The organism is Patescibacteria group bacterium (assembly GCA_028715115.1).
Lineage (GTDB): Bacteria > Patescibacteriota > Patescibacteriia > UBA2591 > UBA4787 > JAQUSN01.
The window spans coordinates 39,030-50,866 of sequence record JAQUSN010000001.1 but is presented as its reverse complement, the minus strand read 5'-3'; the positions used below and the strand labels follow the sequence as shown (position 1 = coordinate 50,866).

The 11,837-nt window shown below is 39.0% G+C and carries 13 protein-coding genes and 5 tRNA genes; 16 read left to right on the top strand and 2 right to left on the bottom strand.

Annotated elements, in window-relative coordinates:
- The first annotated feature begins 6 nt into the window (after positions 1–6).
- From recO to PHV78_00200, 14 genes are all read left to right on the top strand, one after another.
- The gene (gene recO / locus PHV78_00265) at positions 7–717 is read left to right on the top strand and encodes a DNA repair protein RecO (protein ID MDD5395687.1); all 711 of its coding nucleotides are present in this window, start codon (positions 7–9) and stop codon (positions 715–717) included.
- A gap of 3 nt (positions 718–720) precedes the next feature.
- On the top strand, positions 721–1,845 hold the full coding sequence (gene tgt, locus PHV78_00260) for a tRNA guanosine(34) transglycosylase Tgt (GenBank protein MDD5395686.1): 1,125 nt from the start codon (positions 721–723) through the stop codon (positions 1,843–1,845).
- Between the two features lie 43 nt (positions 1,846–1,888).
- Complete coding sequence (locus PHV78_00255) at positions 1,889–2,494, top strand: PIN domain-containing protein (protein ID MDD5395685.1); 606 nt, start codon at positions 1,889–1,891, stop codon at positions 2,492–2,494.
- Between the two features lie 294 nt (positions 2,495–2,788).
- Positions 2,789–4,189 (top strand): glycine--tRNA ligase, encoded by a 1,401-nt coding sequence (locus PHV78_00250; protein ID MDD5395684.1) that lies wholly within the window; start codon positions 2,789–2,791, stop codon positions 4,187–4,189.
- A gap of 2 nt (positions 4,190–4,191) precedes the next feature.
- On the top strand, positions 4,192–5,082 hold the full coding sequence (locus tag PHV78_00245) for a serine hydrolase (GenBank protein ID MDD5395683.1): 891 nt from the start codon (positions 4,192–4,194) through the stop codon (positions 5,080–5,082).
- A 10-nt stretch (positions 5,083–5,092) separates the two neighbouring features.
- Positions 5,093–5,875 (top strand): triose-phosphate isomerase, encoded by a 783-nt coding sequence (gene tpiA / locus PHV78_00240; GenBank protein ID MDD5395682.1) that lies wholly within the window; start codon positions 5,093–5,095, stop codon positions 5,873–5,875.
- Between the two features lie 10 nt (positions 5,876–5,885).
- Positions 5,886–6,152, top strand: a complete 267-nt coding sequence (locus tag PHV78_00235) for a hypothetical protein (protein ID MDD5395681.1) — start codon at positions 5,886–5,888, stop codon at positions 6,150–6,152.
- A 397-nt stretch (positions 6,153–6,549) separates the two neighbouring features.
- A tRNA-Thr gene (locus PHV78_00230) sits at positions 6,550–6,622 on the top strand.
- A 13-nt stretch (positions 6,623–6,635) separates the two neighbouring features.
- Positions 6,636–6,722 (top strand) — tRNA-Tyr (locus PHV78_00225).
- 214 nt (positions 6,723–6,936) lie between these two features.
- Positions 6,937–7,009: transfer RNA gene (locus PHV78_00220), tRNA-Thr, on the top strand.
- 85 nt (positions 7,010–7,094) lie between these two features.
- On the top strand, positions 7,095–7,748 hold the full coding sequence (locus PHV78_00215) for a hypothetical protein (GenBank protein ID MDD5395680.1): 654 nt from the start codon (positions 7,095–7,097) through the stop codon (positions 7,746–7,748).
- 133 nt (positions 7,749–7,881) lie between these two features.
- Positions 7,882–8,037 (top strand): 50S ribosomal protein L33, encoded by a 156-nt coding sequence (rpmG, locus tag PHV78_00210; protein ID MDD5395679.1) that lies wholly within the window; start codon positions 7,882–7,884, stop codon positions 8,035–8,037.
- A gap of 107 nt (positions 8,038–8,144) precedes the next feature.
- Positions 8,145–8,218 (top strand) — tRNA-Trp (locus tag PHV78_00205).
- 79 nt (positions 8,219–8,297) lie between these two features.
- Positions 8,298–9,026: a hypothetical protein gene (locus PHV78_00200; protein ID MDD5395678.1), complete on the top strand. Its 729-nt coding sequence runs from the start codon at positions 8,298–8,300 to the stop codon at positions 9,024–9,026.
- Between the two features lie 354 nt (positions 9,027–9,380).
- Here the strand turns inward: PHV78_00200 and PHV78_00195 are convergent, their stop codons facing one another.
- Both PHV78_00195 and PHV78_00190 read right to left on the bottom strand, forming a co-directional pair.
- On the bottom strand, positions 9,381–10,289 hold the full coding sequence (locus PHV78_00195; protein MDD5395677.1) for a M48 family metallopeptidase: 909 nt from the start codon (positions 10,287–10,289) through the stop codon (positions 9,381–9,383).
- A 4-nt stretch (positions 10,290–10,293) separates the two neighbouring features.
- Positions 10,294–10,854 (bottom strand): LemA family protein, encoded by a 561-nt coding sequence (locus PHV78_00190; GenBank protein MDD5395676.1) that lies wholly within the window; start codon positions 10,852–10,854, stop codon positions 10,294–10,296.
- Between the two features lie 103 nt (positions 10,855–10,957).
- Between PHV78_00190 and def the strand changes: the two genes are divergently transcribed.
- Positions 10,958–11,533 (top strand): peptide deformylase, encoded by a 576-nt coding sequence (gene def, locus PHV78_00185; GenBank protein MDD5395675.1) that lies wholly within the window; start codon positions 10,958–10,960, stop codon positions 11,531–11,533.
- A 125-nt stretch (positions 11,534–11,658) separates the two neighbouring features.
- Positions 11,659–11,733: transfer RNA gene (locus PHV78_00180), tRNA-Gly, on the top strand.
- Positions 11,734–11,837 lie beyond the last annotated feature (104 nt).

The following is an 11,837-nucleotide window of genomic DNA, read 5'->3' as shown; positions in this document are numbered from 1 at the left end:
TTCAATATGGTTCTTAATGCCATAGTTTTACGGTCGAGAGTGCATAAAGAACACGACCGGATAATTACTTGTTATACCCGTGAACTCGGTAAGGTTGATATTTTGGTTCGCAGCGCTCAAAAATCAAATAGCAAATTAGCTCCGCTGACCAGCGGATTTTATGCTATACTAAGTCTTTCACTTGAATCAGGCAGAAATCATTATCATTTAATCGGCGGTGAAATAAAAAAGTATTTCAAAAATATTTTATCTAGTTACGACAAGACTTGGCTCTTGGCGCGCTTATTTAAAACGCTGGATGAAATCATCAAACCGGAAAAAATTAATCGTCAAGTTTTCGATTTAATAGTAAAATTTTTAGAAAGCCTGAACCGGCGCACCTTAATCGATAAAGAAATATTTTTTTACGCCTTTTTACTAAAGTTTTTGTCTTTATTGGGTTATCAGCCGGAAATAAAAAAATGCTTGTTTTGCCATCGGCAGCCCAAGGCGGGTGAAAAAATATTTTTTGATGTGTCTCATGGCGGTTTGGTGTGTGAAAAATGTTTGGTAAAAAAACATGCCGCGGCCATCTCAATTAGTCCGGCCGTGGCCGAAGTTTTGCGTCAATTATTGTATCGTCGTTTTGATCAATTAGAGCGAAGTAAATTCATAAAAGCTGATTTTCGTCGTGCCAAAGTAGTTATAAATCGCTTCTTTAAATGGCATTTAGGATAAATTATGTCTTTTAAATTATTAAAACAATCAAAGAAATCTAAAGCGCGCCTGGGCAAACTGACCACGGCGCATGGTGTTGTTGCCACGCCGATTTTTATGCCCATTGCCACGCGCGGCGCGGTCAAACATTTAGCACCCGACGAATTAAACACTCTGGGCGCGCAGATTATTTTGGGCAATACTTATCATTTATTTACTCGGCCAGGGTTGGAGATTATAAAAAAAGCCGGTGGACTTCACCGATTTATAAATTGGGATAAGCCGATTTTAACCGACTCGGGCGGCTTTCAGGTTTTTTCTTTGGCGCATCGTAGAAAAATCAGCGAACAAGGCGTTAAGTTTCGTTCTGAAATTGATGGCCGGGAAATAAATTTGACCCCGGAAGAATCAATAAAAATTCAACTGACCTTGGGAAGCGACATTATTATGAGTTTTGATCAGTGCATCGGTTATCCGGCTAAAAAAGAAGAAGCAAAAAAAGCGCTGGAGTTAACCAGTCGCTGGGCTAAGCGCGGTCAGCAGGAATTTAAAAAGCATAAAAACAAATCTTTGTTATTTGGTATTATTCAAGGTGGTACTTTTCAGGATTTGCGGATGGAAAGCGCCAAACAACTGGTTGCTTTGGATCTTTCCCCTAAAGGCTTCGCCCCGGGCTGGGCAGGATATGCGATTGGCGGTTTGGCCGTTGGCGAACCAACAGGGTTGACCTATAAGACCATAAAAGTGGTTGAGCCGTTTTTACCAAAAAATAAGCCGCGTTATTTAATGGGGGCGGGTAAACCCGAACAAATCGTTCAGTCGGTCAAGCTCGGCGTGGATATGTTTGATTGCGTCATTCCAACACGTAACGCCCGGCACGGCTTATTATACATTTGGAAAAACAAAGAATTAAAAGGAAATTTCTACGACCAGATCCATATTACCAACGAGAAGTTCAAAAACGATTTTCGGCCGATTAGTTCAAAATGCGCTTGTTATACATGCTCGAATTTTACACGTGCTTATTTACGGCATTTATTCGTGATTAATGAGCAACTTGGTCAGCGTTTGGCAAGTATTCATAATCTTTATTTTTACTTAGAATTAATGTCCAAATTGAGACAGTTGATAAGTCGAGGTAAAGTTTAACAGAAGAATTGACTTTTTATTTGATTTTGATTATAATATCTACATGTTTAAAAAGATACGACTATATTTTTGGGGGTTAAGCCGAAAGAAAAAAAACGTGGTGGTTGACACCTGTGTTTTATTGAGCGGTCAGGATCGCGAACGATTAAAATATTTGAAAAATATTTATATCCCTCGCGCCGTTTTAGAACAAGTGCTGCGTATGGGGTTGCAAAAGGAGAAAGAAGAGGACGAAAATATGCACTATAATATATTTTTCATTATCCAGATTATTATTTTGCAGAAGATATTAAACAGGAAATGGCACGTGGCCGGCTCGTCTCGCTCCGGACTTTTACAATCAATCGAGAACAAAACTTTGGCCGAATTTGACACTAACACCGCCGAGCAGTTAAGAAATATTTTCCGTAAAAATAAACGAGAGTGGAATTTAAAACGAGAAAAAATAAACTTAGCCCCGATTTCTGATCCACACGCCACCGCTTTACGCGACTTAATCGGCACGACAGACCTGCGTATTATTGCTTCTTGTTTATCCTTAAAAAGGACGGAAAATGATAAAATATATTTATTAACCCGTGATAAATCATTGTCGGTTTTGGCTCAGGCCATGGGCATTATCGTGATCAAACGAGCCCAGGATATTTAAAAACCAACTCAATACTTTACCGCTTTTAAGCCAGGTTTTTGGCTTTTCTTTTTTATTATTTATATTATAATAGGATGTATAACATCCTATTGTTGCCAACTCCGCCGGCTGGCGGATCGGAAAAGAAAAATTAATTTTTCTTTATCGCCCCGCCTGCCAACGCCGTCCCATGGAGTTAAAACCTAGAAAGAATATTGTTTCTTTAATTCTTGTTTAGATTAACTCTTGGATAGGCAATAGGCGGGCAGGTCGCTCCCTTGGCAATACTATATTATTTAATTTTTTATATTATCTATGGCAAATCAGGAAATAATGGACAAAATAGTTTCGCTTTGTAAACGCCGCGGTTTTGTTTTTCCTTCTTCGGAAATTTATGGGGGATTGTCGGCCATTTACGACTACGGTCATTATGGTGTAATGCTTAAAAATAATATTCGCGATTCCTGGTGGAAGGCGATGGTTGAGCGGCGCGACGATGTCTTGGGTCTAGATAGCGCTATTTTCATGCATCCAAAAACCTGGGTTGCCTCAGGGCATGTGGCGAGCTTTAGCGATCCGATGATTGATTGCCGTAAATGTAAGAATCGCACCACTGCCGAAGATTTACTTGAACCGCTGGGAGTTAAGACTGACAAGGAGTCGCTCGACTTCATCAATAAAGAAATAAACAAATTAAGAGCCAAGGGCAAATTAAAATGTCCGGTTTGCGGCAGTACGGATTTAACCGAAGCCAAACAATTTTCTTTAATGGTTAAATCAAACCTCGGTTCGCCAACTGAAGCGCTGACCGAAGAGAATGTCGTTTATTTGCGTCCAGAAACTTGCGGTGGTATTTATTTGGAATATAAAAATACGCTTGATTCCCTACACCCTAAATTGCCATTTGGCATAGCCCAGGTCGGCAAAGCTTTTCGCAACGAAATAGTGGCCCGGCAATTTATTTTCCGCACCAGAGAATTTGAGCAAATGGAAATGCAATATTTTTTAAATCCCAAAGACGTAAAAAAAGCTTATGAAATGTGGCGAGAAATTCGCTGGAATTGGTATTTAGAAAACGGTATAGACAAAAAACAAATTCGTTGGCACGAGCATGAGAAACTAGCGCATTATGCTTCTAAAGCCTGTGATATTGAATATGATTTTAAGGCGCTAGGCGACTTTAAAGAGGTTGAGGGGGTGCATGCTCGCGGCGATTGGGACTTATCCAGGCATTCTGAGTTTTCCGGAGTTGATTTGACCTATTTTGATTCAGAAACAAAAGAAAAATTCATTCCACACGTGGTTGAAACGTCGGTTGGCTTAACTAGGTTATTTTTAATGTTTGTTGATGCCGCTTATCATGAAGAAAAAGTAAAAGATGAAACGCGCATAGTTTTGAAATTTGATAAAAAGATAGCCCCGATTAGAATTGCTGTTTTTCCGCTTCTGAAAAATAAGCCGGAATTAGTAGCCAAAGCTCGCTCCATTTATGAAGATTTAAAAAAACGATATATGTGCGAGTTCGACGACAATGGCAATATCGGTAAGCGCTATCGCCGCCAAGATGAAATCGGCACGCCGTATTGCGTTACCGTTGACTTCGATACCTTAGAAAAAGGCACGGTCACGATTCGCGACAGAGATAGTATGAAGCAGGAATTAATTAAAGCTGACGAATTAAAAGTTTATTTCGAAAAGCATTTATCTGTTTGTTAATTATGTTGTTATTTTTTTTAGCCAGTTTACTAACCCTGAACTTATCGACTCAATTGCCGCAACCGACGCTCGTCAATCAAGTCATCAGCTTTGATAAAATAGAAGATAAGCCCGTGAGTTTGGGCATTGATTTGACTGCTAAAAGCGCTTTGGTTATCGACTTATCTTCCAATAAAGTTTTATTTGCCAAGAATATCGAACAACCTTTGCCGATTGCCAGTTTAACTAAACTGATGACTGCCGATATTTTTTTAGGGACTAATCCCGATTGGTCGTTACAGATAGAATACAAAAAAGAAGATAATACTGATTCAGAGCAAAAAGGCAAATCTTTGGAACCGTCGCAAATTGCTTTTAGTGACGGAGAGAAAATAAATTTAAAGGATTTGTTTACTGCCGCCCTGGTTAAATCAGCCAATAATGTTATTAAAACCATAGTTCGCCAAACGCCATTTTGCTGCGGTAATAATTTTGTCGGGCAGATGAATCAGAAGGCCGGAGGATTAGGAATGAAACAAACTATTTTTATCGAACCAACCGGTCTTAATTCCGGCAATTTATCCAGCGCGCAAGATTTAGCCAAATTGATTATGGAAGTAAAAGATAAAAAAGAGATAACCGAAGCTTTAGCTAATAAAATATATAGTTTTAAAACTACGCTCAGCGGAGGGACCAAATCATATCAGGTTAAAAATACTAATAAGCTTTTGAATAGTTTTTTAACGGTTAATTTGGGTAAGACTGGTTATCTCGAAGAAGCGGGCTATTGTTTTGCCGGCATTACTGAATATCAAAAAAATGATTTTATAGTTATTTTATTGGGCGCCAATAGCGAGCAAGATAGAGCTCAGGAGGTTAAGGGTTTGACTGTTTGGGCGGCTGAGAATAAATAATTAATTTATTATGAAACAACCCATAATTATTGCGAATTGGAAGATGAACATTTCTTCAAAGGAAACGGATTTTTTACTGGCCGATATTTTAAAAGAATTAAAAAAGAACAAAAGTATTAAAAATTTTGATTTAGTTTTTTGTCCCGACCTTATTTCTTTAATTAGCGCGCAAAATATTATAAAAAAGAACAAAATTGGCGGTTTAAATATCGCTTTGGGCGCACAAAATTGTTTTTGGGAAGAACGAGGATCGTATACCGGTGAAACTTCGCCGTTATTTTTAAAACAGATCGGTTGTCAGTATGTGTTAGTAGGTCATTCTGAACGTCGGGAATATTTAGGAGAGACGAGCGAAATGATTAATAAAAAAATAAAAATCGCCCTTAATAACGACTTAACACCGATTGTCTGTGTGGGCGAAACCTTTACCGAAAGACAAAGCGGGGCTCGTGATTATAAGATAATGGAGCAGGTCGGCCAAGCGTTGGATGGAGTAAAATTAAAAGTTCACCAAAAATTAATTTTAGCCTATGAGCCGGTTTGGGTTAGCGGTTCAGGGCAAACCATTCTGGCCGACGAAGCAGAATACGTTAATCGAGTTATTAAGCAGAAGATGATTGATTTATATCCTTTGCCGATAGTTCGCAATAATATCAATTTTGTTTACGGTGGGAATATCAATCACAACAACATTAAAAAGTTTTTAGAACAAGACACTATTGATGGAATTTTAGTTGGAGCGGCCAGCCTGAACCCCACTGAATTCATTCGTTTGTGCCGAATAATTTCTTAATAATTATTATATGATTTTCAATATTCTATTATTAATAATTTTAGTTGGAGCGCTAATTATTATTTGGGCAATAATTTTCAAAAAACTGCCTTTAGTTGCCTCTATCCCGCTAGATACCAGATCAGAACTACAAGCGGAAATTAAAAAGAATTTAATGCAGCAAAGGTTTATGCGCGAGTGGGCAGCTTGGTGGCAAAAATTTTTTAAGGATACAAGAGTCGGTTGTTCAAAATTTGCTGCTTTTTGTAAGAAAGTTTTTTCTAAGAAAACCTCTTGATTTTTTAACGAATATCTGCTATAATTTTTAATCATGTTTTTATGCCCGGGTAGCTCAGCTGGCCTATTCCAGTTTTTCTTAAAACTGGACGGCCCGTTCGAGCTTATCTAATAAGCTCGAATTAGGGTAAAGCAAGTAGCAAAATATGTATTTTGTTTATATCTTATATAGCCTGAAAGATAAAAAATTATATGTTGGGCAAACTGATGACCTAGTGGCGAGAGTTAAAAAACATAATAGTGGGCAGGTAATATCGACAAAAAATAGAAGGCCGTTTATTGTTATTCATCAAGAATCATTTGATACACGAGTTGAAGCGATGGAACAAGAAAAATACTTTAAAAGTTTATATAGCGCCAAATTAAAGCAGAAAATTTTAAAACAATATTTACAACATGCCCGGGTAGCTCAGCTGGTAGAGCAACTCCATGGTAAGGAGTAGGTCGTCGGTTCAAATCCGACCTCGGGCTTAGATGTTAATTGGGGCGGGTAGCAAAGTAGTCAAATGCAGCAGACTGTAAATCTGTTGGCCTCCGGCCTTCGCAGGTGCAAATCCTGCCCCGCCCACCAGAATTTATATGGGTATAATTCAGGAAACAAGAAAATTGGCTAGAAAAAAATAGTTACGCGATTTGTAACCGCGAGCATGCCGCCCTAGCTCTCCGACGCTTTCGGTCGGAGACCCGACTTTTCTACTGAAACGTCGGGACAACAGCCTATTCCAGTTTTTCTTAAAACTGGGCGGTAGTGGCTCTGCCCGTCCGCCTTAGTCTGAGCTGACTATGCCGAGGTAGCTCAATAGGCAGAGCAATGGTTTTGTAAACCATAGGTTGTCGGTTCGATTCCGACCCTCGGCTAATGGGAAGGGCATGTTAATTTTAAAGGTCGAAATATAAGATAGACCAGGTTGAAGTTATAAATTAATATCAAACTATTAAATCTATGTTTAATCCTTTTAGAAAACATGAGGCGGTATCATCACCAGAGAACACGGTCAGAAGGCCTGAACCCAATATAGTACCATGGTATAAAGTGCCGAGAGAAAAGAGGGTAGAAACCATAGCAAGATCGTTCGCGGCAGTTAGAATGGAGGTTGAAGCAAGCGGAAAAGTGTTTGATTACAAAACGATTGGCTCGCTAAATAAAGACGCTCAGCCGACAAAAAGAGATTATGAAGCTGCTGAAGAGTGGATTGCAAAAGAAGAAGCGAAAGACCAGAAGTTTCTAGACGATCTTCGGGCTAGCGCCAAGGTTGGCGTTCCTTGTAGAGCTTTTGTTTTTCCAGAATACAATTCCGTGCATATACCATCAGGTGGCCCCGGTAAGATTAAAACAATGCAAGTAGAGAAGCTGTTTCTCCTTTTGGGCATACCCGAGGAAAAGCTAAAGGAGGTTTACGAATTCGGTGATCTCGGTGAACTGCGTGGAATAGAGGCGGACAAAGGGAAGGTGGGGTTTACGGGCAGTTTTACAGAAGATGGGAAACAAAGGCTCGCCAATATTCTTGGTAAGCAAATTGAATTTTCTCGATCTTTCCCTCCGGACAACCAAATAGAAGCTGGCTCGCAAGAAATTTTTAACCCCGAGAAAGAATAAGAATATTACTTGTCCTAAAATTCAAGAGAGGTGGTCGAGCGAGTAATCTCGAGATGATTTTTCCGGAGCTTTACTTTAATTAAGGGGGACGGTTTAGTTTTAGAAAATATTATTAATACATAACCATTTTTCTATGAGTCAAGAAAATTTGATAAAATTAGAATGTACGGGATGCCATCGGCTTAATTATTTTTCCACGAAAAATAAAAAAAACGTCAAAGAGCGTTTGCAATTGAAAAAATATTGCCGTTCTTGCCGAAAGCATATTGTTCACAAGGAAACTAAATAAACAGTGTACTACCAGCCTGGGGGCGTAGTTAAATTTGCCCGGCTTGTTTAGGTGGGGTGAAGCAGAGCACTAGTCTCCTGCGGCAGGTAGGCAAAACCATCAAATACGGGGGTGTAGTTCAGTGGTAGAACACCGGTCTCCAAAACCGATAATGCGGGTCCGATTCCTGCCACCCCCGCCATTAAAATTTTTTATCGGCATGACCCGAATCTTTATTTTTAAATATTATTTTTTTCCATGGCGCAGTAGTTAATTAGGACATGAACACTATCGCTACTCAAAATTTAATCAGACAAATCCATGAATTGTGGATTATGCCTGAAGTTGCTCGTCGCAACTTTACCGATCCTATTTACGCAATTTTAATAATATTTAGACCGGAAAAAACAGAAATTCGCCTGAATGGAGAAACCGAACTTAAAATCACTATTGATCCCTCGGTGGGTGGCCCTTTAGTGCCCGGCGCTCCTATTACCGCTCAAGAACTAGCAAAACATAAAATAAAGAATATATCGGTTCCTGAAGAAATTTTTGACAACTTTGGTTTTATTGCTGTGGTCACCATAAACAAATACTGGACAATTTATTTTAACTTTATCCCGAACAAAAAAAATGCATGTGAAAAGATAAGATTAGCCGAAGATTTTATCAAGTCCGCTAAGGCCGTAAGTACCGAAAAGGTTAAAGCATATAATTTATTTCAAGCTCTCGAACAGGCTTTACATGCTACACTTTTTAAAAATCCTCTACAAGGTAATAATATAAAAGGTGCGAAAACTCACGGCGCCACCCAATCTTTAGTCAATATTGAAGCTAAAAATAACAACATACCGAGAGAGCTGTCAAATTTATTCAACCAGCTTTTAAGTAATAGATCCCAGATTTATAAGTTCTCACCCACTAGTATAATCGCGACAAAGGAAAATATAGATCTTGTGGAAAGATATATTATGCAACTTAAAACGGGATTATTTCAAGATAACTTATAATATTTATATTCTTTCTGTTTTAGCTGCGACCCGTAAACATTAGGATCTCAGCAAAAATAACGTTAAAATACCCTTATAAAGTTTTGCTATCGGGGCGCTTAACCCGAACGTCTCGCCATTAAACTCCGCTAACACTTCGCTTAATGAGGTGTTGGTGAAGTTTAACAGCAGAAAGATGAGATAAGTGTAGTGAAACGAAGTTTATCCCGCCAGAAATTTTCTAAACAAAAAATCCCGATTAACTCAGGATTTTTGTTTTACTTTATATTTTTTATTTTAGCTTCAATGCCAAGTCAGCGGGTATTAAGCGGAGCTAAAATAACCCGGAGCGAGTTTGCGAGTCGGAGGGTCACCTTATTGAATATTCATTTGCCTTAAAACCCTGATTCGATCTTCCATCGGCGGGTGAGTCAGGAATAGCTTGTTAAACCAATTTATTTTTTGCTGATTGTGAAACGGATTGTCGATGTAAAGATGGGCCATAGCTGGATTAGCGACTTTAAGCGGCGCTTGATCTTGGCCTATTTTTTCTAGAGCGCTGGCTAAGCCGTCAGGATAGCGAGTAAGCATGGCGCCGGAGCTGTCAGCCAAAAACTCTCTCTTGCGCGAAATAGCTAAACTAAGCAATCTGGCTAAAATCGGCGCTAGAATAATAGCAATCAAACCCAAGACTAAAAATATCGCGCCGGCCGCGCCACCTTCGTTATTGTCAGAGCGCCGTCGGCCCCCATAAAAACTCAATCTAAAAAATAAATTACAAGCCATAGTAAGCATGCCAACCAGAATTACCACTACAGTTTGCAGTAACATGTCGCGATTGCCAATATGTGATAATTCATGAGCAATAACCCCTTCTAATTCGGTTTTGTCTAGCTTTTCTAATAGGCCGCGAGTAACCGCAATAACCGCGTGTTGGGCATTTCGTCCGGTGGCAAAAGCATTCATAGCTGGTTCTTCAAGAACATATACTTTTGGCGTCGGCAAACCGGCAGTAATACAGAGATTTTCAATCAAGCGATAAAGCTCGGGTGCGTCTTGTTTTTTTATTTCCTGCGCTTTATTTAAGCCCAACACGATTTTATCAGAATACCAATAGGAAAGAAAGCTGGTACCTACGCTAAAAATAACGGCAATAATCAAAATATCATAAGAATTATAAACATAGGACAACCAATAGCCGATACCGATAATCAAAATCAAAAAAATTGTCATAAGCAACCATGTCTTGCGAATATTGGAAGAAATATTGTTATAGAGATTCATGTGATTAAAATTTTACTTTAACCGGTTCTTTGGCGGCTGCGTCATTTTCGCCCAGTTCAAAGAAGTCGCGAGAAGTGAATTTTAACCAACCAGCCACAATGCGATTCGGGAAGATTTCTATTTTTGTGTTAAAGTCTCTGACGTTGCTGTTATAAAATCGGCGAGCAGCCTGGATTTTATCTTCAGCGTCAACTAATTCTCTTTGTAATTCTAAAAAGTTTTGGTTGGCCTTAAGGTCTGGATAATTTTCCGCTACGGCGAATAAAGATTTCAGCGTGCCGGTTAGCATATTTTCCGCTTCGCCATGCTCTTTAAGGGTTTGTGCGCCCATAGCTTTAGTGCGGGCCAAGGTAACCTTTTCAAAAAGTTCACGTTCGTGCGTCGCATAGCCTTTGACGGTTTCAACTAAATTGGGGATTAAATCATAGCGGCGTTTTAATTGTACTTCTATGTCAGCCCAAGCTTCATTGGTTCGGTTTTTAGCCATAACCAACGAATTAAAAACGCCAATCAGCCAAAGAATAAACAAAACAACGACAATTAAAATGACCCAAAAGAGAATCATAAAATCTATATTACTATTTAATAGTTTAAGTATATACCCAACGTCGATAATTGTCTAACTAATTTTGACAAATCGGCAGATTTTGCTAATATATTATTTACTTATGACTTTATCCTCAAAAGGCAAGAGAATCAATGCTATACCGATAATTAATAGCGAGATAAAAAATTTTACCTCGCAAATTTTAGATATTGTAGCTTATGGGCATCCAGTTTTGCGTCAGACGGCTAAGTCGGTTTTAGCTATTGACGATGAGGCGAGAAAACTAATTGCCAATATGCTGGCGACTTTAGGCGATGCTGATGGAGTTGGTCTAGCCGCTAATCAAGTGGGAGTGGCTAAAAAAATCGCCATCGTTGATATTGGCGAAGGACCGATTATTTTAATTAATCCCAAAATAATTAAGAAGTCAAAAAAATGCAAAAAATTAGAAGAAGGATGTTTAAGCGTGCCAGGAGTATCCGTATTAGTCAAACGGCCGGAAAAAATAGAAATTGAAAATATAGATTTTTCTAGCGGACAAAAAACCATTATTAGGGCTGAAGATCTTTTAGCTAGAGTAATTTTACACGAGATGGATCATTTAGTCGGTAAATTATTGATTGATAGACTAAGTTTTTATCAAAAAGCCAAATTAAGAGGACAATTAAAAAAAATTAAGAATAGCTCTAAAAAATAATTTTAGGCGGGTATGGTTCAACGGCAGAATGCGTCTCCCGGAAAAGAATGATCTGCCAGTTGGCAGTGAATATCTTTTTCGAGGATCCGGTTTTTTGCGAGCCAAGATATATCCCTTTTGATTAAGCGGGCGTAGTTCAGTGGTAGAATGTCTGCTTCCCAAGCAGAAGGTCGCCGGTTCGAATCCGGTCGCCCGCTCCACAAAAATTCACTACTTCTCCGCAATTTGGCGGATTGCAAAAACTTTTAGGACTTCCCAAGTAAAGATTCAATTCCCTGCCTACCGCCCGCCTGACGGCAGTCAG